The sequence below is a fragment of the Streptomyces broussonetiae genome, assembly GCF_009796285.1.
In the GTDB taxonomy this organism is placed as follows: Bacteria; Actinomycetota; Actinomycetes; order Streptomycetales; family Streptomycetaceae; genus Streptomyces; species Streptomyces broussonetiae.
The window spans coordinates 7,721,159-7,743,506 of the sequence record NZ_CP047020.1 but is presented as its reverse complement, the minus strand read 5'-3'; the positions used below and the strand labels follow the sequence as shown (position 1 = coordinate 7,743,506).

20 protein-coding genes and 4 pseudogenes are annotated in these 22,348 nt (G+C 68.5%); 14 read left to right on the top strand and 10 right to left on the bottom strand.

Annotation, left to right across the window (positions count from 1 at the left end):
- Positions 1-138: 138 nt before the first annotated feature.
- The 3 genes from GQF42_RS35540 to GQF42_RS35530 all read right to left on the bottom strand — a co-directional run bounded on the left by GQF42_RS35540 (position 139) and on the right by GQF42_RS35530 (position 3,430).
- Positions 139-1,209 (bottom strand): polyprenyl synthetase family protein, encoded by a 1,071-nt coding sequence (locus GQF42_RS35540; RefSeq protein ID WP_158926818.1) that lies wholly within the window; start codon positions 1,207-1,209, stop codon positions 139-141.
- 86 nt (positions 1,210-1,295) lie between these two features.
- On the bottom strand, positions 1,296-2,360 hold the full coding sequence (locus tag GQF42_RS35535; RefSeq protein WP_233273582.1) for a polyprenyl synthetase family protein: 1,065 nt from the start codon (positions 2,358-2,360) through the stop codon (positions 1,296-1,298).
- A gap of 461 nt (positions 2,361-2,821) precedes the next feature.
- Positions 2,822-3,430 (bottom strand): hypothetical protein, encoded by a 609-nt coding sequence (locus GQF42_RS35530; RefSeq protein WP_158926816.1) that lies wholly within the window; start codon positions 3,428-3,430, stop codon positions 2,822-2,824.
- A 122-nt stretch (positions 3,431-3,552) separates the two neighbouring features.
- Between GQF42_RS35530 and GQF42_RS45135 the strand changes: the two genes are divergently transcribed.
- From GQF42_RS45135 to GQF42_RS47785, 3 genes and pseudogenes are all read left to right on the top strand, one after another.
- Positions 3,553-4,023 (top strand): hypothetical protein, encoded by a 471-nt coding sequence (locus GQF42_RS45135; protein ID WP_199272910.1) that lies wholly within the window; start codon positions 3,553-3,555, stop codon positions 4,021-4,023.
- Positions 3,924-4,298 (top strand): annotated as a pseudogene (locus GQF42_RS47790) (Tn3 family transposase); the annotation flags it as partial. The gene GQF42_RS45135 and the pseudogene GQF42_RS47790, both read left to right, overlap by 100 nt.
- 317 nt (positions 4,299-4,615) lie before the next feature.
- Entirely contained in the window at positions 4,616-4,972 is a 357-nt protein-coding gene (locus tag GQF42_RS47785) for an Lrp/AsnC ligand binding domain-containing protein (RefSeq protein WP_407699510.1), read from the top strand.
- Here GQF42_RS47785 and GQF42_RS35515 read toward each other — a convergent pair.
- A complete protein-coding gene (locus tag GQF42_RS35515) occupies positions 4,938-5,756 on the bottom strand; it encodes an alpha/beta fold hydrolase (RefSeq protein ID WP_158926814.1) in 819 nt (272 codons plus the stop codon). The genes GQF42_RS47785 and GQF42_RS35515 overlap by 35 nt on opposite strands.
- 11 nt (positions 5,757-5,767) lie before the next feature.
- On the bottom strand, positions 5,768-6,592 hold the full coding sequence (locus tag GQF42_RS35510; RefSeq protein ID WP_158926812.1) for an alpha/beta fold hydrolase: 825 nt from the start codon (positions 6,590-6,592) through the stop codon (positions 5,768-5,770).
- 888 nt (positions 6,593-7,480) lie between these two features.
- Between GQF42_RS35510 and GQF42_RS35505 the strand changes: the two are divergent.
- The 6 genes and pseudogenes from GQF42_RS35505 to GQF42_RS35485 all read left to right on the top strand — a co-directional run bounded on the left by GQF42_RS35505 (position 7,481) and on the right by GQF42_RS35485 (position 11,898).
- A pseudogene (locus GQF42_RS35505) lies at positions 7,481-7,838 on the top strand (nitroreductase/quinone reductase family protein).
- 2 nt (positions 7,839-7,840) lie between these two features.
- Positions 7,841-8,302 carry a cupin domain-containing protein gene (locus GQF42_RS35500; RefSeq protein ID WP_233273824.1) on the top strand — a complete coding sequence of 154 codons (462 nt, stop codon included), beginning with the start codon at positions 7,841-7,843 and terminating at the stop codon, positions 8,300-8,302.
- 65 nt (positions 8,303-8,367) lie between these two features.
- The gene (locus GQF42_RS35495; protein WP_158926808.1) at positions 8,368-9,306 is read left to right on the top strand and encodes an alpha/beta hydrolase; all 939 of its coding nucleotides are present in this window, start codon (positions 8,368-8,370) and stop codon (positions 9,304-9,306) included.
- A 46-nt stretch (positions 9,307-9,352) separates the two neighbouring features.
- On the top strand, positions 9,353-9,484 hold the full coding sequence (locus GQF42_RS46275) for a CocE/NonD family hydrolase (protein ID WP_233273581.1): 132 nt from the start codon (positions 9,353-9,355) through the stop codon (positions 9,482-9,484).
- A gap of 33 nt (positions 9,485-9,517) precedes the next feature.
- The gene (locus GQF42_RS35490; protein ID WP_158926806.1) at positions 9,518-10,978 is read left to right on the top strand and encodes a CocE/NonD family hydrolase; all 1,461 of its coding nucleotides are present in this window, start codon (positions 9,518-9,520) and stop codon (positions 10,976-10,978) included.
- A 65-nt stretch (positions 10,979-11,043) separates the two neighbouring features.
- Positions 11,044-11,898: a helix-turn-helix transcriptional regulator gene (locus GQF42_RS35485; RefSeq protein WP_158926804.1), complete on the top strand. Its 855-nt coding sequence runs from the start codon at positions 11,044-11,046 to the stop codon at positions 11,896-11,898.
- Positions 11,899-12,097: 199 nt separating this feature from the next.
- Here the strand turns inward: GQF42_RS35485 and GQF42_RS35480 are convergent.
- A pseudogene (locus tag GQF42_RS35480) lies at positions 12,098-13,113 on the bottom strand (IS3 family transposase); the annotation flags it as partial.
- 65 nt (positions 13,114-13,178) lie between these two features.
- Here GQF42_RS35480 and GQF42_RS35465 point away from each other — a divergent pair.
- Positions 13,179-14,203: pseudogene (locus GQF42_RS35465) on the top strand (tyrosine-type recombinase/integrase); the annotation flags it as partial.
- A 100-nt stretch (positions 14,204-14,303) separates the two neighbouring features.
- Here GQF42_RS35465 and GQF42_RS35460 read toward each other — a convergent pair.
- Complete coding sequence (locus GQF42_RS35460) at positions 14,304-14,765, bottom strand: hypothetical protein (protein ID WP_158926798.1); 462 nt, start codon at positions 14,763-14,765, stop codon at positions 14,304-14,306.
- A gap of 95 nt (positions 14,766-14,860) precedes the next feature.
- Positions 14,861-15,250 (bottom strand): AHH domain-containing protein, encoded by a 390-nt coding sequence (locus tag GQF42_RS35455; protein ID WP_233273580.1) that lies wholly within the window; start codon positions 15,248-15,250, stop codon positions 14,861-14,863.
- A gap of 711 nt (positions 15,251-15,961) precedes the next feature.
- On the opposite strand from GQF42_RS35455, the gene GQF42_RS35450 reads away from it, so the two are divergent.
- Positions 15,962-17,758, top strand: coding sequence for an IS481 family transposase (locus tag GQF42_RS35450; RefSeq protein ID WP_456115214.1), 1,797 nt, complete (start codon positions 15,962-15,964; stop codon positions 17,756-17,758).
- An 85-nt stretch (positions 17,759-17,843) separates the two neighbouring features.
- On the opposite strand, the gene GQF42_RS35445 is transcribed toward GQF42_RS35450, so the two are convergent.
- On the bottom strand, positions 17,844-18,269 hold the full coding sequence (locus tag GQF42_RS35445) for a GntR family transcriptional regulator (protein WP_158926796.1): 426 nt from the start codon (positions 18,267-18,269) through the stop codon (positions 17,844-17,846).
- Between the two features lie 322 nt (positions 18,270-18,591).
- Between GQF42_RS35445 and GQF42_RS35440 the strand changes: the two genes are divergently transcribed.
- The 3 genes from GQF42_RS35440 to GQF42_RS35430 are packed head-to-tail and all read left to right on the top strand — an operon-like array spanning position 18,592 to position 21,817.
- Positions 18,592-20,301, top strand: coding sequence for a replication initiator (locus tag GQF42_RS35440; RefSeq protein WP_158926794.1), 1,710 nt, complete (start codon positions 18,592-18,594; stop codon positions 20,299-20,301).
- Positions 20,298-20,489, top strand: coding sequence for a helix-turn-helix domain-containing protein (locus GQF42_RS35435; protein WP_158926792.1), 192 nt, complete (start codon positions 20,298-20,300; stop codon positions 20,487-20,489). Before GQF42_RS35440 ends, GQF42_RS35435 begins: the two co-directional genes overlap by 4 nt.
- The gene (locus tag GQF42_RS35430; protein ID WP_158926790.1) at positions 20,489-21,817 is read left to right on the top strand and encodes a tyrosine-type recombinase/integrase; all 1,329 of its coding nucleotides are present in this window, start codon (positions 20,489-20,491) and stop codon (positions 21,815-21,817) included. Before GQF42_RS35435 ends, GQF42_RS35430 begins: the two co-directional genes overlap by 1 nt.
- 123 nt (positions 21,818-21,940) lie before the next feature.
- Here GQF42_RS35430 and GQF42_RS35425 read toward each other — a convergent pair whose 3' ends face one another.
- A complete protein-coding gene (locus GQF42_RS35425; RefSeq protein WP_158926788.1) occupies positions 21,941-22,342 on the bottom strand; it encodes an Imm32 family immunity protein in 402 nt (133 codons plus the stop codon).
- Positions 22,343-22,348: the final 6 nt, after the last annotated feature.

The window sequence follows — 22,348 nt, the reverse complement described above, 5'->3', positions numbered from 1 at the left end:
ACGCCGACAGCCTCCCCGAACTCTGGCAGCAGGCACTGGCGGACCTGGCAGCCGCAGCCCCGCCGACCGCGGGCGACGATCCCGCATCCACGCGGTGCACACCGGCCGGGCGCATCACGCCAGTGGTGCGGTCGCTGGTCACCTGGCTCGCTCAACGCTCCACAGCGGCAGCTGCTCGAAGAAGGCGACCGCCTCCTCCCTCCACCGCGACCGCCAGCCGGCTGCCACCGCGGACGCCTGCTGCGCGTAGCGGCGCATGTAGGCCTGCATTTGGTCTGCCACGCCGCGGCGTTCGCCGATCTCCCTGATGGCGGCGATGGTTTCCGGCGTGCAGGACGAATCACCGAGCGCCGCTTCCACCGTGCGACGCTCCGGGCCGGTGATGGCCGCCAGCAGGGCGTTGACGGTGTAGCTGTGCTTGCCGTCGCGGATGTCGGCGCCTGTCGGCTTGCCCAGGCGGGCGGCCTCCCCGAACAGGTCCAGGTAGTCATCGCGCATCGTTTCGCTGATCCCGACCAGCCGCGCATAGTCACGCAGCTCTTCCTCAAAGAGGGAGGGCTGCTCCCCTGCGGCCAGCAGTCCCAGCTGCATGGGCGCGAGGATCGAGTAGCGTGCCGTCTTGTAGTCGGCCACGCAGTGCAGGACATCCTCGTCCGGGGTGGTCATGAAGTCCCGCTCGACGTCGATGATCTGCCCCATGAACGTGTCGGCCGCGGCCCGGGTCTGGACCTCGACCATGGCCTGCCGCACCCCCATCGGCGCCTTCGACTCCAGCAGCACCTGCAGGGACATCACGAGTGCGAGGTCACCCGCGAGCACGGTGAGACCGACGGCTGTGTGCGGGTGTTCGGGGAACCGCTCGCGGTAGGCGTAGTAAGTGGACGGGCCTCCCCGGCGGACAGGACCGTCATCGATGACGTCGTCATGCACCAGGCCGGAAGTCTGCAGCAGCTCGACGCTCAGCGCCGCAGCGTCCAGTCCTTCGACCGGGTCGGCGGTCACCAGGCGAGCTGCCTCGTTCAGTGCCACGACCCTGAACCGCTTCCCGCCGCGCAAGGAGACGTCCCACAGCAACTCAACGCAGTCCGGGGTGAAACGGCTGAGCGACGGCACGTCCAGCCGCGCGCTCAACGTGTCGAAGTACTCCTCGAAGAGTGTGTTGAAGCGGCGCTCATATTCGGCGACGCGTTGCATAACCTGCTCGGTCATCAAGCGTTCTCTCTGTTCAGGTCGGACGGCATAGTCGTGGCCGTGCGCCAGCGACGGTGGTGCTGACGGCTCCAGGCCGCGTGGTGTCAGGAGGTGTACTGGGTGGCCTTGGCGGCCAGGCCACGCAGCGCGCGATCTGCGGCCTGCGGGAAGCCAGCCTGATCCAGAACGCGCAGCACATGTTCGTAGCGGGACGCGATCATCCGCTCGGTCTGCTCCCGCGCCCCGGTCACCTGCAGAATGTCCCGGACCTCCGCCGCTTCACGTTCCTCCAGGGCGGCGCGGCCCACCAAGTGGCCAAGCCGTTCCCGCTGGACCGGGTCGGCTAATCCCAGTCCCAGGGCCAGCAGGACGGTCCGCTTGCCCTCTCGCAGGTCGCTCAGGCCAGGCGCGCACGCGCCGTCTGGGCTGCCGAAGACGTCCAGCAGGTCATCCCTCAGCTGGAACGCCTCACCCAGCGGCAGACCCAGCCTGGTGAAGGTATCCATCACGGCCTCACCGGCCCCGGCGACGGCGGCCCCCAACTGCAGGGGCCGCTCGATCGTCGCGGTGGCGGTCTTGTAGCGGATGATCCGCAAGGCTGCCTCGATGTCGTCGGCGCCCCGGCCGGTCCCCATGACGTCCAGGTACTGCCCGTACATCACCTCCTCCAGCATCGCGTCGTACAGGCCGTGGACCAACCGCTGCCGCCCGGGCTCCAGCCGGGCAGTGTGCAACAGCTCTTGCGCCCACGTCAGCGCGAGGTTGCCCACCAGCAGCGCGCCGCCCGCGCCCAGCCGTTCAGCTCGCTCGCCGCCTCCCAGCTGGGCTCGCATCACGCGGTGGACCGCGGGCCGGCCTCGGCGGCTGGCCGAGTCGTCCATGATGTCGTCGTGGATGAGGGCGAAGGCCACGAACAGCTCCAGCGACGCCGCCACCCGCACCGCCGACGCCGCATCCCCCTGCCCGCCGGCGGCGTGCCAGCCCACCACACACAGCAGTGCCCTGATTCGCTTCCCGCCGGCTGCCAGGAAGTCGCGGACGCTCTGCACGACCTCCGGCGGATGCCCCCGGCCAGTCGCCGCCCGGGCCTTCTCAGACAGAAAGTCCTCAAGCACTCCATCAACCTGGCGTTGCACCACACGCAGGTCAATCGCCTGTGCGTCGACCACACTCGAGGTCACCGATTCACCACTCCCAAGCGGGCAGATTCCGGCCCAGCGGGGACGGAGGGGAGGTGATCGTTATGGCCGCACCCTGTGACAGGGCGCTGATGACACCCGGGGCCACTGGCTGGCCACGTCACCCATTTGGTCTGCATGATCCGTCCAACGACCCAGACCGCTGAAGAACACGCGCGACGCGACGTGCTTGCGTGGGGACTCGACGTCGCCTTCGGACACTCCCGGGAGGGCCGATCAGCGGGGGAGCCGGGAGGTCCGGGTACGCGGCGGCGACGTACTGCATGGCCGTTTCTACACCGAACAGACGCAGGGCCGCCGAGGAGATCCGGATCACTCGCTCCGCGCCATCAGCCCACCTGATGACCCGAGCCAACAGCCGAATCGGCCAAGAGCGGATCAGAACCTCTCCTAAGGTTCATTTAGTGCGCCGAGAGCTTGGTGTGACTGGACTACTGCGCCCAGCGTCCCATGGTCGGCGCGGTGCCGATCAGGCACTCGATGTCGGTCGGGAAGCCAACGATGGCGTAGACGGTCAGGCGCAGGTGGCCCTCAAGGCAGACCAGATTGTCCCGCTTCTCGCCGACGAGGATGAGCGGAGGAAACCGCTCGCCTCTGATGAGCGCCTGGGCTGCGTCGACAAACGGTTCGTTGGACACGTCGAACGCCCGCAGCCCTGCCTTGATGCGTGCGGCCGCGTCGGTCGGCCGGCGGCTGCCACCCGACAGTTCGACCCAGTAGGAATACTTGAGGTAGCGCACGCTGGCCGCCTCGTCGGCGGACAGGAGTGCCCTGGTCCAGGTGACCTCAGTGGGGAAGTTTTCGAACAGGTCGCGGTTCTCGCCGTACCCGCGCGTCGCAGCGAGCAGAGCACGACGTGCGAAGTTCGCTCCAGCGTCGGAGAGGTCTGGATGCGTCAGCAACTGCTCGGCCTGCCCGGCTGCCGCCAGGTGGGACCGGAGGTTCTGGCCGAACCTCTGGCTGGACAGCTCGCCGCTCAAGAAGCAGGCGACCATCTCGTCCTCACTGCTCATGCCCAGTACCTGCACGACCGTCAGCATAGGGTCGACCTCGTTCGCCTGGCGGCGCCCGGGTAACCCGTCGCTCCGCGCCACCAGCCCACCTGACACAAGCCAGCGGTCGAACCGGGTAAAGCGGTTCAGAACGTCCTCTCACATCCAGGGTGAACTCCACACCGGTGCTGCTGCCGCCGTCTGGAGCCAGCCCCGCATCGACCCGCCCGCGGGCGATCACCCACTCCTGCCACTCCTGCTCGGCCCACAACAGCTACGGAGGCGCGGTCGGTATCTACGATGTTGGTCTGACGGAATACCGCAACTTTCGAATAGCGACACTTCGCCAGTGGGACGATCTACCCGGCGACTTCGAGGCCACCCGCACCGTGCACTACGCGGCGATCCGTCAGCCGCTGAACGTTCGGGAGTTCATCACGGATCTGAAGCAGCGGATGGCGAGCGGCCGGGACCGGCTCACGGCCGCGCTGGCGGACGGCTCGTCGGGCGGAGTGAAGGTGATCACCCGGCACGGTGAGCCGTGGATCTCCGTGCCGAAGCTGGACGGGCCCACCGGCCAGCAGCGCTCAAGGACGAGGTGGTGCGCCGCTGGGGTGTGCTCGACCTCCTGGACGTGCTGACGAACGCCGACTTCGACGCCGGTTTCACCGACGAGTTCGCCTCGGTCGCCGGGTACGACCGCATCGACCGCGCCGTCCTCCAGCGACGCCTCCTCTTGGCCCTGTTCGCCCTCGGTACGAACATGGGCATCCGTGCCATCGTGGCGACCGGCGAGCATGGTGAGAGCGAGGCGGCGCTGCGGCACGTGCGCCGGCACTTCATCACCGTCGACAACCTGCGGGCCGCCGTGCGGAAGTTGGTGAACGCCACCTTCGCCGCCCGGGACACCGCATGGTGGGGCCAGGGAACCGCGTGCGTGTCGGACTCGAAGAAGTTCGGGTCCTGGAAACCCCGTTGGGGTCCGGGCCTTGGTGGCCCGGCATGCTCCTCCCGTGGTCGGACAGCCTCCGAAGATGGATGGGACCAGCCGCCGCATGCTCGAGGTGCTGCGAGCCGACGGACGAACGTCGATCGACGAGCTGATGGCTGCCACGGCGCCGCATCGGCGAGCACTGTCCGCCGTCGACTGCACGAGTTTCGGGCCGCCGGTGTCCTGCACTTCGACGTCGATGTCGACCTCGCCGTCTTCGACGTGCCAGTGCGCACCATGTTGTGGCTCACCATGGGATCGATGAACTCCTCGCCGCGGGCACCGCGCTCGCCGCCAGTCCCGAGGTGGCGTTCGCAGCGGGGGTCACCGGGGCCAGCAACCTGTTCGCGGGCGTCTCGACGCCGGACACGTCCGCGCTGTGGCAATTCCTGACGTCATTCGTGGGGCGACTGCCCGGCGTGCGGGACGTCGAGACGGTGACGGCCTTGCGCCCGGTCAAAGGCGCCGTCGCCTTCTTCCCCCGTCCGCCGACACGCGCGTCCCGGCATGCGTCGCCCCGAGCCGGGTCACCGCGCGGACCTGCCGCTACGGTGACGCGGTGCTTCAACCGGTCGAGTCGGACAGCGGGTGGCTCGTGACGAACTCGCTGACGATGCGAGCCATCAACACGGGATCCTCCAACGGCATGGCGTGGGTGAGGCCGTCGACGACCAGCGTCTCGGCGTGTGGAAGGTGGGCGGCGATGGAGGCGGCTCGCGCCCGGTGGGGCGTGCCGAGCCGGTCGCCCCCGCCTCCGACGACGAGCAGCGTCGGCGCCTGCACGGCGCTCATCTGCCGTGCACCGAACTCCCAGCCGCCGAACGCGGCCGATTCCCGGGTGAAGAAGTAACGGCTGCTGTCGACAGCTTCGGCGAGCCCCTGCTCTCCCAGCCGTTCCGCGAACAGGCTGCGTACGCCCGGCCCGCACACCCCGGTGAGAAAGGCGTAGAAGGCCGCTTCCCATGCACCGGTCCTGGCCGCGGCGATCGCGGCCGGCATTGCCGGACTCGCGGGCTCGTCGTCCGCCCGGGGCAGCGCGGGCTCCAGGAGGACCAGCGAGACGACCAGGTCCGGTCGGGCGTAGGCCAGGTGCAGTGCGATGTCGGCCCCGGCGGAGTGCCCCACCAAGTGGGCACGCCGCAGCCCCAACTCCGTCAGAACCGCGGCACAGTGGCCGGCCTGCGCGGACACGCCGGCCCCGCTCGTGCGGTCCTCGCTGCGGCCGTAGCCGGCACGGTGGATGACGACGCGTCGGAACTCCGTCAGCTCGCGCGCCATGGGGGTGAGCCAGTCGGCGCACAGCGAACCGTGCAAGAACACCACGGGTTCGCCCTCGCCGGCGTCGTCGTAGAAGATGGAGGCATCGGATAGTTCGAGTCTCATCTCCACACACCTCAACCCCGGTCCGGGTCGCGCAGCCCGTCGATGAAGCCGCTCACCTCTGTGAAGAACCTCTCCGGCTGCTCCAGTTCGATGAGCTCGCCCGCATCCTCGAAGACGGCCAGCGTGGCGTCCGGGATGCCGTGCACGAGCTCCTCCGACAGCGGAAGCGGCGTGCAGAAGTTGTGCTCGCCGCACAGAACCAGTGTCGGCTGGGCGATCTCGCGGAGCCGTGCGAACGTGTCGTGTGCCGCGATCATGTCGATCCGCGCCAGGCCGATCCGCCGGTCGTCGGGGTGGGCCGGGAGCGCGGCTGCGCGGTCGATCCACTCCACGACGGCCTCGGGGTGCTCACGGGCGTACCGCGGCCCGAACAAGAACAGTGAGTAGGCGGACAGCAGTTCATGCCTGTCCCACTCGGCGGCGAGCTTACGCCGCACCTCGAACTCACGCCTGGTGAAGGCGTCGAAGCGCGCGAACGTCGAACTCAACGTCAGCGAGCGCACAAGCCTCGGGTGTTCCAGCGCCATGTACTGCGCGATGGCGCCGCCCGTCGACGCGCCAACGACATGGACCGGGCCGACGTCGAGTTCCTCGACGAGCGAGGCCATGTCGGCCGCGAGCTGCCGAGTGGTGTGGCCGTCGAGGGCCCGGGTTGTACGCCCTGTGCCCCGCTGATCCGGCAGGATCACGTGGTACTTCTCGGTGAAGCGGGCGATCTGCGTCCCCCAGCTCGCGCCCACCCCACCCAGACCGGAGACGAGCAGAACCGGCGCGGCCTCCGGGTCCCCGTGGCTCTCGTAGTAGAGAGAAATACCTTGCACGTTCCGAGTGCTCATGCTGCTGTCCCTTGCGTCTTGCCTGCTGTTCCTTCGACACGAGGCAAGCACTCGTCCACCGGTATGCCACCCTTGGACCGTCAGTTTGAGCGATATCCGACAGCTGTTTGCTATCGATGGGCAAAAAGCGACACACTCGCCGCCGACCAGTGAAGCTGGCGTACCTCGATCTCGCCCATGCGATGTGCTGCCCCCCTCTCCGAGCCTGACTACAAGGACCCGGCGACCTCACTGACCTACCCCCTCCTCCACGGCTGCTCCGAACAACGGCTCCGCACGGAGGCCGCCCGCGTCCAGGGCTTCCTCAGGCAACCCTGCTCTACGCTGCCCCGCCTGACCGCCGACGCGCTCACGCTCCCCGCCCCACGCCGCAAGCGGAAGGGCGGCGCCGCGGCTCCGACGGCGCCCGGCGGTACGACGGGCGCGGCCGCCCCGGCAAACGCACCTTCCGGAACGGCTTCTGCGCGTCCGCCGCCGAGCCTGGCGGCAGCCACAACCCATCCCTGCACGCAGCCCCGTCCGCTGACGTCGCAGGCTCTCCTGAAGTCAAGTCAGGACTTTCTCCTCGGATTATTCGAGGACCAACCGGGAACCAACCGAGCAATCGACCACCAGCAGACGGTGGTACTGCTGGTCCTATCCACGCCTCTGGCGGTGGCCGCTTCCGGAAGCGCATCATCACTCGTGGGAGGCGACCCGCCGAAGGTCGCCGGCCACGGCCGTCCGGGCCCGAGGTGGCATGGGCAGAGCACACCGCCCGTCCGTCAGGCCACCCGACCTCGTCTCGCACCGGAGAAGTGATGGCTGATACCACCGCTTTCAACGCACGCAATATCGAGGAGTTCCGTGCGCATCACGGGCGGCTGAGCGGGGGTTTCGCCGGGCCCGGTGTTACTGCTGCAAACCGTAGGAGCACGCTCGGCCGCGGCCCGGGTGAGTCCGGTGATGTACCTGGCCGATCATGACCGCTATCTGGTCTTCGCCTCCGAGGCGGGCTCCGATCGCAATCCGGACTGGTGCCACAACCCGCTCGCGCGTCGAGGTGGGCGACGACGTGGTCGCCGCATGGGCCGTGGAGCTGCGCGGCGCCGAGCACGACGCCGCGTTCGCGGAGCAGGCCCGCCGCTATCCCGGTTTCTCCGGTTACCAGCGCAAGACGCATCGGGTGATCCCTGTCGTCGCGCTCATCCTCACGGGTGAGGGCGGCCCGGCACCCGCCGACTGCACAGAACGGACATCGTCGTGAGCATGACCTACCTCGCGCAGCCTGATCAGCAGCAGAAGCTCGAATGGCTCGACGGCGGTCAGTTCGCCGTGCTCCTGGACAGCGCGGCCACTGACGGACAGCTGACCGTCGGACGGTTCAGCGTCGCCAAGGGTGAGGCACCGCCCTACCACATGCACACCCGTGAGGACGAGATCTTCATGCTGATCAAGGGCACCGCGCTGCTGTGGTCGGACGACCGGGAGATGGAGCTGTCGGAGGGCGGCATCGTCTACCTGCCCAAGAACGTCCCCCACGGCTACCGGATCACCTCCGACACCGCGGACCTGCTGATGATCTGCACTCCCGGCGGCATCGAGGGCATGTTCCGGCACGCCGGGCGCGACATGTCGACCGCCCGGCCCGAGGGGTTCGAGATCTCCACGGACCTGATGGCGGAGGCCGCCGATCTGTACGGCCAGATCATCCTCGGCCCGCCGCGCTGAGTGCCGGCACACCGACCGCTCCAACCAAGCGCCCATCCCGTACGAACCGCACGAAAGGCACAGCCATGTCCGGGCAGCAACGCCGCGACCTCGACGAGATGCTTCGGCACGCTCCGCTCGACGTCGGAGGCGACGTGGCCGAAGCACGCGCCGTCTTCCACGAGATGATGACCTCGATTCCACTGCCTCCCGATGTCACGACCACCCCCGGGCAGCTCGGCAGCATCCCCGTCGTCACCGTCGACACTCCCGAAAGCGATGCGGCCGACGTGCTGCTGTACTTCCACGGCGGCGCGTATGCCATCGGTTCGGCGGCCGACGCGGCGGGCCTGGCCGCCGACGTGTCCCGGCGCTGCAGCGCCCGTGCCGTCTGCGTCGACTACCGGCTGGCTCCCGAGAACCCGTTTCCCGCGGCCGTAGACGACGCCGTGGCCGCGTACGGCGCGCTGCTCGACCAGGGCATCCCCAGCGACCGGATCGCCTTTGTCGGCGAATCCGCCGGCGGCGGTCTGACCGTCGCGACGCTGGTCGCCCTCAGGGACGCGAGCCTGGCCCGGCCCTCGTCCGCCACGGTGTTCTCGCCGTGGGCCGACCTCACGGTGTCCGGCGCCAGCGCGACCGGCAAGGCCCACCTCGACCCCGCACTGACCCCGCAGGCACTGCGCACCCGCGCCCGCGACTACCTCGGGCGAGCGGCCGGCCCTGAGCCACTGGCCAGTCCTGTCTTCGCCGACCTGACGGGCCTGCCACCGCTGCTCATCCAGGTGGGCTCGCACGAGATCCTCCTGGACGACGCCGTACGACTGGCCTCCCGCGCTGCCGAGCACGACGTTCATGTCGAACTCCAGGTCTGGCCCCAAGTCCCGCACGTCTTCCAGTCGTTCGCCGTGATGCTCGATGAGGCCGACGAGGCACTGCGGTCCGCCGCCGCCTTCGTCCGGGCCCACTGGGCCACCACCAAGAGCCCCAACGAGGCTGCGCCGGTCAGCTCGCTCCCGTCGTGACCGCGACTGTCTTCCGCACTCCGGAAAGGCTTGGAGAAGAACCGTTATGGTCGACGTGAACACAGCCCCCTTCGAGACCGAGGTCCGCACCCGCGCGGGAGATCTCGTCCGCGCCGATGTCTACCTCCCCGCCGACAGCGAGGGGCCGTTCCCGGTCGTTCTCGGCGCCTCCCCGTAACAGAAGGCGCTGCGCCACCTGCCGGCACACCCGGTGTTCCCGTTCATCGAATACGGGCCCATACAGCTCTACCTCAACAACGGCTACGCCTACGTCGTGATGGACGTACCCGGAACCGGCCGCTCCGAGGGCACTTGGGACCCGGTCTCCCGCGGCGAGGGCGAGGCCATCCACGACATGATCGAGCACGTCGCTGCCGAGCCGTGGTCGACCGGTGCGATCGGCATGATCGGCATGTCCCACTACTGCTGGAGCCAGTGGAACGCCGCGCGCACCCGCCCGCCGCATCTGAGGACGATCGTCGCCTACGACGGCGCCACCGACATGTACCGCGACTGGATGTACCACGGGGGCATCCCGATCCAGGGCTTCCTGAGCACCTGGCTGTTCGGCTCGGTGCTGGTCCAGCACGAGATCGAGGGCATCGGCTTCCGCGTCGGCGGCAAGCAGGACTTCGTCTACGACATCCTCTCCCACCCCGTGGACGACGAATGGCATCGTCGGCGCTCGCCGTTCTGGGAGTTGCCACAGATCGACATCCCCGTGTTCTCCATCGGCGTGTGGGGAAAGGCGGCGCTGCACCTGCGTGGCAACTTCTACGGCTTCGAGCGCGTACGGGGGCCCAAGAAGCTGCTGGTCACGCACCCCGGCAGCTTCGCCGCCGCGCAGAGGTACTACTTCGACGAGGACTTCCACCGCACTGAGTTGCTCCCCTGGTACGACCACCACCTCAAGGGCACCGACAACGGCGTGATGGAAAAGCCCAACATCCGTTTCTACGTCAACGGCGAGGACGCCTACCACTCGGCGCCCTCCTGGCCGCCACCGGACGTGCGCACCAGCACCTTCTACCTCGCCGGGGAGCACAGCGGCGCCGTCGACTCCCTCAACGACGGAACGCTCACCGAGACCAAGCCGGTGGCGGACGAGGCGTCCACCTCCTGGTCCTACCCGGATCCCGAGTGGATGGCCGGCGTCACGGTCTTCGACAAGCACGGCGTCCCCGACCACGTCGCGCGGGTCAACACCTTCACCACCGCTCCCATGGACAAGGACCGCGAGTTCACCGGCCATGCCACGCTGACCCTGCACGCCTCCACGGACCAGACCGACATGGACGTCATCGTCAAGGTCTCCCTCATCCCCAGCAACTCCGGCGCGAAGCTGCCGATCAAGGTCAGCCAGGGCTGGCTACGTGCCTCCCACCGCGCCGAGGACCCCGAACTCACCAGTGACATGCGTCCGTTCCACCTGCACAACGGCGTGGATCCGCTGGAGCCCGGCAAGGTCTACGAACTCCACATCGAACTGCTCCCCCTGTCGTTCCTGGCCCGCGAGGGCGACCGCATCCGCCTGGAGATCACGAACCAGGACTCGCTGATCACCGACGCTCCCATGACCCACTTCTACGGCCAGAAGGCCGGCACCGACACCTACCACCACGACCGGCTGCGCCCCTCGGCGCTGCACCTGCACGAGCGCCCGCGCCCCTGACGGTTTTGCCCAGATGTGGGAAAGGAGGACTGCTGCGGGCGGGGCACCTGAACGATGATGACCGCATGGCCATGACGAACAACTTCGGCATCGCCCTGCGAGGCTGGCGGGAGCGCTTCTCGCCCTTGGCGGGCGGGCTGGAATCCGACGCCCACCGGCGGATTCCCGGTCTGCGCCGCGAGGAACTCGCCGGCCTGGCCGGCCTGTCGGTCGACTACGTGGTGCGGCTCGAACAGGGCCGCGCCCGCAATCCCTCCGCCCAGGTCGTCACCGCCCTGGCCAGAGCCCTGCACCTGGGCACCTCCGAGCGTGACCACCTGTTCCGCTGTGCCCATCTCGCGCCGCCATCCAACGGCGACGTGTCACTGCACGTGCCGTCGAGCGTCCACCGGCTCGTCCGGCACATGGGCGACGCGCCTGTCGCGGTCTACGCCGCCGACTGGACGCTGGTCAGCTGGAACCGGATGTGGACCGCCGCCATCGGTGACCCCCTTACCTACGGCTGGGACCAGGGCAATCTCGTCGCCGGGATGTTCCGCTCCAGCGACGGTCGCCGAGTCGATTCGATTGCCGCCTGGCCAGTACGGTCCTGGGCGGGCGACGAGGACGAGGAGGAGGCCCTCGTCGCCGATCTGCGGGTCACGGCAGCGGCCTACCCCGACGACGCCCGCCTCACCTCGCTCGTCGACCGGTTGCTCCACACCAGCCCCCGCTTCGCCCACCTGTGGTCCAACGGCACTGCCGGCCTCCACACCGGCGACCGCAAGACAATCGAACATCCCAAGGTCGGCGACCTGACCCTCGACCTCGACGTCCTCATGGTCCCCGGCTCGGATCTCCGTATCGTCGCCTACACGGCCGTTGCCGGAACCGATGACGCCGAGAAGCTGGACGCTCTACGCGCCGACTCTCACCTGTAGTTCGTCGAACTCGTCGGTAGGTCGGGATGAAGTGGGGCCACGAGGTGGGCAGCACCATCACGAACGACCAAATTCGGTTTCGTTTACCGGTAGTTGGATTGATCCACTGCCCCAGGAAGCCATTTTCGATCTGGGCCTTCGAGCCCGGTTCGACGTTCCCCCGCAGCGTGGTGACCTTGGAGTGTGTCGCCTCGTCGGACAGGTTCTCCCGCTTGAGTGAGGCGAAGAACGACTCCGCGGCGGCGTTGTCCGCGGAGGTGCCGACTGCTCCCATGGACCGCCGGATCCCGGCCTGGCGGCAGGCATCGACGAACGCCTTCGACCCGTACTGAGCCCCGTGATCGCTGTGGAAAATGACGCCGTCCACCTGGGCGCCGCGAGTGCGGACGGCCGCGTTGAGCGCGTCGGTGACGAGCTCGGCCCGCATGTGATCGGCCATCGACCAGCCCAGCAGGCGACGGGAGAACACGTCGATGACGGTGGCCAGATACAGGAAATTCCCGCCGGCGACGGGCAGATAGGTGATGTCACCGACCCATGCCCGGTCAGCGGCGGATGCGGTGAAGTTCCGCCGCAGCAGATCGGGCGCCGCCTGGGCGGCGGGGTCCGAGATCGTGGTGTGGTGTCGCCGCGTCAACCTCCGCCCCTGGATGCCGTGTTGGCGCATGAGGCGCTCGATGCGCTTGCGGTTCACCATCACACCGTCGGCGCGGAGCTCGGCGGTGATCCGCTTGGCCCCGTACGTCTTCCCGGACTCTGTGTGGACCTTGCGTATCCGCCGGGTGAGCGCGGCGTCGGCGGCCTTCTTCGCGGCGCGGGCCGGGGCGGTCTTCAGCCACCGGTAGAACCCGGACCGGGACAGATTCAGCACGGTACACAGCCGCTTCACGCCGAAGGCGTCGCAGTGGTCGGCAACGAACTCGAATCGGCTCACCAGTTCGTCTCGCCCGCAAAATACTTGGCCGCCCGGCGCAGGATGTCACGTTCCATCTCCAGCTCGCGCACCTGCTTACGCAAGGCCGCGATCTCCGCGTCCTTCGCCGACGCCGCAACCGCCTCGGGCCTCTCCGCCTTCTCCGCCGTCTTGATCCATTGTCGTAGCGTCTCGTGGTTCACGCCGAGCTCGGCGGCAATGCGTGAGACAGGCCAGCCCGACGAACGGGCCAACGCCACCGCGTCGGCCCGGAACTCCGCCGAGTACTTGTAGGTCCCCACCTGGGACTCCTCTCCCTGGACTCAAGAACCAGTGGCGAGGTGTCCACGATCAAGGTGGAAGGCCCCTCCGCGAGAACACCCACACCCGCTACACCGCCGTCGCCCGGCTCTACCTCATCCCCGGCCTCGGACGAAAGAAGCTCGCCAAGCTCACCGCCAAGGACGTCCGCACCTGGCTCAACCCGCTCCGCACCACCTGCCAGTGCTGCACCCGCGGCCTCGACACCGCCCGCGACCAGCCCGTCTGCTGCGCCACGGGGAAGTGCTGCTCCAAGCGGCTCTCGCCGCTGACCTTGGCCTACGTGCACTCCGTGCTCAAGTCCGCCCTGGAGCACGCGGTACGCGAGGAGGAGATCCCGCGCAACGTTGCCCGCAACGTCCGCACCGGCACACCCCGGCCCCGCCGCTTCGAACCCCTCACCGCTGAAGAAGCCCGCCAGTTCCTGGCCGCCGCGCGCGGACACCGCCTGCACGCCCTGTTCGATTTCGCTCTGCACACCGGGCTCCGCAAAGGCGAACTCCTCGGCCGCGTCGGGAAGCCCTCGACCTCGCCGGCGGAACCGCCAGCATCCGACGCACCCTCCAGCGCACCAACTCCAGCGGCCTGACCGCCCTCCCGACCAAGACCCAGAGCTCCGAACGACGCATCGCCCTGCCGACACCATGCCTGCGCTCCCTCGAACAGCACCGCGAACGGCAGCGTCAGGAACGCGAAGCGGTGGGAACCCGCTGGAAAGCGAGCGGCTACGTCTTCACCCGGCCCTACGGCTCCCCGATCGAAGGGGCCACCCTCACCCGGCACTTCAACACCCTGCTCCGCCGCGCCCAGCTGCGCCGCATCCGTTTCCACGATCTCCGGCACTCGGCGGCAACCCTCCTCCTGGAGCAGGGCGTCGAACTCGTCGTGATCAAGGAGCTGTTGGGTCACGCCCACATCGGCGTCACCGCCACCGTGTACGCCCACGTCCGACTCCGCCTCCAACGCGACGCCATCGACCTCCTCGGCCACGCCCTCCGCAACCCCACGGAGATCAACAGCAAGCCCGACGGCGGCGACGAACCACCGCTCTGCCCGGTCCCCGTCCGCTGACGTTGCCGTCAACTACTGCCGTCACGGCACCCAGAAGCCCCGTCGGGCACACCCGGCGGGGCTTCGTGTTTGCTATTGGAACCATCGTGCTGGTTTCCGGTCAGGCCATCTCCTGAGACACATCAAACGCAGCAGGCACCTTTCCGCGGATAGCTCTCCAGACAGGATTCTGTTTCACCGCTTCAAGCCATCCATCGAACGGACCTTGACTTTCGGCGAACCACCAAGAGCTATGACTCTGAATTGGGTCCAGGTCAGCATCAACTCGATACCGAAATTCGAGCTGCACCTGCGAGTACGCTTCGTGTTCTCCGCCAGCGTCAACAATTTCCAGCTGACGCACAAAGCCCACGACGAAAGTTGGATCAGGAAACCAGTTCACCTGGCCATACTGGAACAGGAACCCGTCGGAATCTGCACGATCTGGAACGTCGAATTCAATGCGCTCGAAATCGCGGATAACCGTAAACAATTCCTCGACAGACGGAACGTCTTGACCCGGCACCGCCTGGTCAACAATGCCCTCTACCACGCCAAGCGCAGAGTCGATTGACCGTCTCATCGCTAACTCCACTTCATTGTCTCGAACCCACCACTACTCGGCGGTGGTGCGAGCGGGACTCCCGGGTCGCACCACCGCCGAGACTACACGTTCAACTACGGCCAGTACCCGCCCTGCAATTGACTTCGCAGGTACCCAAGCACGTCCCTGGCTTCATCAGCGTTTCGAGCTCCGCCAATCATGTCGTTGACGTAGGTGTAGTAGTCGTTGGTATGAATCCGCGAGTGCACGGACGCGCCTGACGGATTTACCGATGCCGATCCACGAGGCAAGAAGACACCATTGTCTGCATCATTGATGTCAATTCCGAACTTCGCGAGCTGTTGTCGAGCTGCCGCCGCCTTCGGGGATGTGCTGGCCACTATATGATGTGCCGCTGTCTCGGGAGGTCGGACAGTTCCCGCCGCTTCCATGTTCTCGCCGAGAATCTTGGCGTTGCTGGAGCAAGTGTTGTGCACCAGAACAGGTGTCTTGCCAGCCAGCACATAGTACGTGTGCTAAGCGACCCCTCTCTACCAGCGTTTTCGCAGGTCAAGTGGTATTCGGCGGTCCGGTGAGGTACGGGTTCGGCCGGGGTTGTTCGTGACTGTTGCCGTCACTACTGCCGTCAAGGGTCTAGACCAGCCGGGCAGGCCAGTCGTCTCTCGGCGGCTCGGCGGTCGATTGCCGGGGCGGCCTTTGGTTGGCGTGCGGCGGGGGCTTGTGCGTCGGCCAGTCTTGCAGCGCGGGGGCCGGGGCGGGAGGGGTTGGTCGACGGCGGGCGGCCGGGAGCTTTGCTCCCCGCCGGAGGCGACGTCGGCCGCCGCCCTCAGTGAGCCCGGCGACGGATGTTGAGGGTCGGCCCCCTGGTCGGCCCTTGCCTGCGATTCCGGCCGTAGGACGGTCGTAGGCGACAACTTGCTCCGCCAGGAGCACAGTTCAGGTCAGCCCGGCGGTCCCACCGGTCGCCGCACCTGCGCCCCTGGATCAGGCTCCGAACGACGGGTTCGTCGGCGACGGCGGCCAGCCCCGGCGGGCGGGGCCCGCCTTGAACCTCGTAGAGAAAATCTGAACGCACCGCCCTGGCCAGCGTCTGTCCGATCCCGGTAGATGCTTGACAGTTGGGTCCCAGCTGATGGTTGACAGTGGCCGTGATCGGCTTTTCTGTGCGTGTCGTTGCGGCGCGTGTGGGGAGGCCGGGATTGGCGCTGGTGGAGTTGTCGGTTGTCGAGCAGAGATACCGGGCTGTCCTGGCTGTGCTGGCGGGTGCGACGGTGACCGAGGTCGCCGCGTCGTTGGGGGTGTCCCGGCAGACGGTCAGCGGCTGGAAGTCCCGGTATGAGACCTCCGGTCTGGCCGGGTTGGCGGATCGTTCGCGCAAGCCGGCGTCGTGTCCGCATCAGGTCTCTGCCGAGGTGGAGGCGGCCGTGTGTGAGCTGCGGCGCAAGCACCCGAAGTGGGGTCCGCGGCGGATCGCGCATGTGCTGGAGCGGTCCGGGGCGGTGAGCCCGGTGCCGTCGCGGATGACTGTGTATCGGATCCTGGTCCGTCACGGCCTGGTGGAGCCGGGGGTGCGGCGCCGGAAGCGGTCGGATTACAAGCGCTGGCAGCGGGACCGGCCGATGCAGCTGTGGCAGATGGACATCGTTGGCGGCGTGATGCTGGTCGACCCGGTGACCGGGGAGCTGACCGAGGCCAAGGTCGTGACCGGGGTGGACGACCATTCCCGGTACTGCGTGATCGCGTCGGTGGTCGAGCGGGCGACCGGGAGGGCGGTGTGTGCGGCCTTCGCCCGGGCCTTGCAGGCGTTCGGGGTGCCGGAGGAGGTGCTGACGGACAACGGCAAGCAGTTCACCGATCGGTTCGGGCAGGGCGGTGAGGTGCTGTTCGACCGGATCTGCCGGGAGAACGGGATCGCGCACCGGCTCACCCAGCCGGCGTCGCCGACCACGACGGGCAAGGTCGAGCGGTTCCATCAGACGCTGCGGCGTGAACTCCTCGACGACTGCGGTGCGTTCGAGAGCATCGAGGCGGCTCAGGCGGCGCTGGATGCGTGGGTGGAGGAATACAACTCCATGCGGCCGCACCAGGCGCTGGACATGCAGTTCCCGGCGGACCGGTTTACCCCGGTTGCTGAGCAGGAGCGGGACGTCCTGGGCCTGAGGGTGCCCGGAGTGCTCGCGCTGGTGCCGCACCAGCGGACGGCCCCTGCGGTGACGTCGGAGCCGGCCGAAGCGCCGCCTGCCCCTGCCCCTCTTCCCGAGGCGGTGCAGGTGGACGAGGGCGGGCCGGTGGAGTTCGAGCGGGTGGTGCCTGCGAGTGGGAATCTGCAGGTCGCGGGCAAGCAGTTCTGGCTTGGACCGGCCCGCTCAGGGCTGACGGTGACCTTCTGGGCGGACACCTCGGTGATCCATCTGCTGATCGCCGGGGCGCGGATCAAGACCGTGCGGTCGCACTTGTCTGTGGCGGATCTGGGACGGCTGGCCGCCCGGGGCGGACGTGCGGCCGGGCCGGCACCGCTTCCGGCCGGTGAGGGGGCGGCGTTCGAGGTGGACCGGGTCGTGAACAACAGCGGCCTGGTCGGCCTGGGCGGGCACCAGGTGCTGGCAGCGGAGATCCTCGGCGGCCGCCAGGTGGGCATCCGGATCGATGACGAGACGCTGTCGTTCTTCGATCCGTCCTCGCGGGAACTGCTGAGGGTGCGGCCCAACCCGCTGACCGGCGAGGAAGTCCGCAGGCTGCGGGGCTTGCGTCCGGCCGGACCGCCGCCGCGGCCGGGTATCGAGCCGGTGCGGGTGCAGCGGCGGGTCAGCGCGGTGGGCACGGTCATGGTCTGCCGGCAGGTCGTGTCCCTCGGCCGCCCGTACGCAGGGCAGACCGTGACCGTGCACGTGTCGGACACGACGATCAGTGTCGAGCTGGACGGCCAGGTCCGGGTGATCCGGCGCACGACCGACGTCCCGGTCCGTAACGTGAAAGCGAACAAGCCCCACGGGGCTCCCTATGTTGTCTAGGTCCACCGTCAAGCATCACCTGGGACCAGAACGTCAGGCATCAGCTGGGATCCGACAGCCCTGGCCAGCGTCCCGGCACGGCGGGTCAGCGGCCCCGCTCGCCGCCGTCCGACTCCAGGGCCTCGACGCGGCCACGAAGGTCGGCAATCTGCTGGGCAGCCTCGGTCAGCGCTCGTTCCAACGCCTCGACGCGGGCCGTCGTCCCGGTGGCGGTCGCGTCCGGGCCGTCGAGGTCATCGGCATCGCCGGCGGCGTGGCCGTGGTGGGCGACGAAGGCTCCCTTACCTGGGCGGGAGACCGCCCACCCTTCCTGCTTCAGCAGGGTCATGGCCTTCTGCACGGTCAGGCTCGACGCCCCGAACTCCCGCATCAACACGGCCTGCGTCGGCAACGCGTCCCCCGGCCGCAGCCCACCCGAGCGGATCCGCTCCCGCACAGCCTCGGCGATGACCTCGAACGTCAGCGGCACCCCACTGCCCGCCGGCCTGCGCCCGCGCCTCCCCACCACCACGCCCGGCCACCCCCGCTTTCCACGCCCTCTACCAGCACAATCCGGCCCGTCCAAACCGGGAAACCAGCCCCACACTACCCGCGCCCCACCGCCTACCAGAAAGGAATCAGGAGGGATGTACTTGAATGTGCCAGTGAGGCGATGTTAACGTCACGCACTCGCCGGTGATCACCACCGCGCCCCGCCGACCAGACCCCCTGGTCCGGCCCTCCGCGCCCCACTCCGAGGCGCCCCCGTTCCCCTGTGAGCCGATCACTTCGGCCTGCCCACGTCACCCCACGCCGTACCGCTTCCGCGCTCCCGCCGAAAGGCCCCGTCCCGCATGCCCGCACAGCTCCCACTCCCGTACCCCGCGACCGTTCCAGCCACCTCGCGTCCCTCGTCGTCGACGTTCACGACGCCGCCCTGCCCAGCGGACGCCACCGCCATCGTCCCGCCGTCGACGGGGCGGTCGGCGCTGGAACGGCGCGCCAGGCTCACCGCCAGGCTGGCGAAGCTCGCCGCCACCGGCCACCTCGCACCCCTCGCACGACAGATCAGCGCGCTCGGCGGCTGCGCACTCCCGATCCGCCTCACCGGACACCGCACCCGACTCGACACCGCGACCGGCGAGATCCTCAACCACCTCGACTCCGGCCGACTCCCGGCAGGCGAACTGCTGGTCCGCTGCGGCAACCGCCGCGCCACCCGCTGCCCCGCCTGCTCCACCGTCTACCGCTACGACACCTACCAACTCATCGCCGCCGGACTACGCGGCGGCAAAACCGTCCCCACCAGCGTCGCCGCCCACCCCCGCGTGTTCGCCACCCTCACCGCCCCCGGCTTCGGCCCCGTCCACAACCAACCCGACACCGGCCGCTGCCACTGCGGCCAGGTCCACCCCGACGACGACCCGCTCCTCGGTACGCCGCTCGACCCCGAGCGCTACGACTACGCGGGCGCGGTGCTGTGGAACGCGCACGCCCCGGCCCTGTGGGCACGCTTCATCACCCACCTACGCCGCGAGATCGCCAAGGCCGCCGGCCTCACCCAGCGCGCGCTGCGCCACCACGCCACGCTCTCCTACGCCAAGGTCGCCGAGTACCAAAAACGCGGCCAGGTCCACTTCCACGCCGTCATCCGCCTCGACGGACCCACCGGCCCCACCAGCACACCACCCGCCTGGGCCACCACCCAGCTCCTCGACCACGCCGTCCGCGCCGCCACCACACGCACCCGCATAGCGCATGAGGGCCAGCAGCCGCAGCAGCCCGCTGGGGCCCCGGTCGGTGACCGAGCTGACCGGTTGGTGTTCCGGTTCGGGCGGCAGATCGACGTCCGCGCGATCCGAGGCACCGACTTCACCGGAGACGGCCCGGTCACCGACCGGCACGTCGCCGCCTACATCGCCAAGTACGCCACCAAGGGCGCCGAGACCACCACCGGCACCCTCGACCGCCGCCTCCGACTCCTCGCCGAACTCGCCACCCACGACATCACCGACCACGCCCGCCGCATGATCCACACAGCCTGGCACCTCGCCACCAACCGCCGGCACGCCCACCTCCGACTGCGGCAATGGGCCCACATGCTCGGCTTCCGAGGCCACTTCTCCACCCGCACCCGCCACTACTCCACCACCCTCGCCCACCTCCGAGCCGAACGCACCGCCTGGCGAACCAGCCAACCCGACACCCAGACCCCGGCACCTGCTGAAACGCAGGTCGGTCAGACGGACGGCAGTCCGGTCGATGACCGCACCGGACACCCCACCGACCTGGCCGCCGGTCACCGCTCCCGTCACCCCAACATCGCCGGTAAGCGCGTGGACTCGGACACCACGCTGGTCATCTCCCACTGGCAGTACGCCGGAACCGGCCTCGTGCCCGAACTCGAACACCTCGCCAACCTCCTGGCCACGACGCGACAGCACGGGACCCGAACCCGGCGCTCGGAACACTCTGGTGACCGCGCCGGTCGCCCCGCCGGTCACCCGGTCGGTCACTCCACTGACCGGCTGACCAGCGCTGCCCGGGCGGGGGCCGTCACGTGACCGCCGGCACGGAACTCCTCACCGTCCCCCAGGTCATGGAACGCCTCCAACTCGGCCGCACCGCCGTCTACGACCTCCTCCGCACCCGGCAACTCCCCTCCCTCACCCTCGGCCGCGCCCGCCGCATCCCCACCCACGCCCTCACCGACTTCATCCACACCCGCCTCGACCAGGAAGCCGCCGCCTGATGACCACACCCCGCGACACCCCCGCATCCCGCCGCACCCGCGCCAACGGCGACGGAACCGTCTACCAGCGAAAGGACCGCCGCTGGGAAGCCGCCGGATACGTCCTCGCCCCCGGCAACACCCGCAAACGCGTCCACGTCTACGGCAGCACGCGCACAGAGGCACTGGCCAAACTGACCGAGAAGATCGCCGCCAGCAACCGTGGCATCCCCGCTGTCGCCGCGCAGGGCAGCCTGACGGCCTTTCTGACGTACTGGCTTGAGAACGTCGCCGTGCACCAACTCCGCGAGACCACCCACACCCGGTACAACGCCGTCGTCGAGCAGTACCTCATACCGGGCCTGGGCAGGAAGAAGCTCGCCAAGCTCTCCGCCAAGGACGTCCGGACCTGGCTGAACACCCTGCGGACCGTCTGCCAGTGCTGCGCACGCGGCACCGACGCCCGACGCGACCCCAACACACAGGCCAGCCGCCGCCCGCGCTGCTGCGCACTCGGCCAGTGCTGCCGCAAACGGCTCTCCCCGCTGACGCTCGCCTACATCCACTCCGTACTCAAGTCCGCCCTGGAGCACGCCGTCCGCGAGGAGGAGATCTCCCGCAACGTTGCCCGCAACGTCCGCACCGGAACACCCCGCCCCCGCCGCTTCAACCCCCTCACCGCCGACGAAGCACGGCAGTTCCTCGCCGCTGCCCACGGGCACCGGCTTGCCGCGCTGTTCGAGCTCGCCCTACGCACCGGACTGCGCAAGGGCGAACTCCTCGGCCTGCACTGGGAAGACCTCGACCTCAACAGCGGCACGGCCAGCATCCGCCGCACCCTCCAGCGCACCCACAGCAGCGGCCTGGCCACACTGCCCACCAAGACCATCAGCTCCGAACGCCGCATCGCCCTGCCGGCCTCCTGCGTCACCTCGCTCCGCGCACACCGCGCCCGGCAAGCACAGGAGAAGGAGGAAGCGGGCTCGCGCTGGCAGGACAGCAGCCACGTCTTCACGCGACCCGACGGGCACCCGATCGAACCCGCCACCCTCACCCGCCACTTCAACGCCCTGCTCCGCGAAGCCCGCCTACGGCCCATCCGGTTTCACGACCTCCGCCACTCAACGGCGACCCTGCTCCTGGAGCAAGGCGTCGAACTCGTCGTCATCAAGGAGTTGCTGGGCCACGCCCACATCGGCGTGACCGCCACCGTCTACGCCCACGTCCGACTCCGTCTCCAGCGCCAGGCCATCGACCTCCTCGGCCACGCCCTCGGCAACCTCAATGGCACCGCCACCGAGTCCGACGGCAACGACGATCCGCCACTTGGTGCAGCACCCGTCCGCTGACGTTGCCGTCAACTACTGCCGTCAGACGCCGCAGCGGCCCCACCGGATGGATCCGGTGGGGCCGCTGCATAAGCCACGGAAATTTAGCGATTTCACTGCCGGATTAGTTGCGCCAAAGTCGTTTCACGACGACTTGGGCGCATCACCGTCGATGCCGACAACCAGCGACTCTGACCCCTCGGCCAGATAGTCATGTTCTGGAAAGTAATCCACATGGAGGTGGTCGCCTTGATCCGCCTCCAAGGCGAACCCTTCGATGTTATCGGCAAGAAGAGCAAGAGAATCTAGCTCGCCTTGAATCTCCATGGCTTCACCGTCTCCCGACGGAGAAATACGAACCTTCCCACTCGCTTGCTGAAATTCGATCCGCGACAACGCCCTATCGTACGGGAATGGATTTGAGGCCTTCGGAATGAGGATTTCCCCTCGGCCGCTCCGCAACTCCCGGCCCAAGGCCAGCAGCTCGGAGCGAGTCCCAGAGAGCTCCATTTCCCCGGTCGAATCTTCGCGCAAGACCTTCAACACCACACC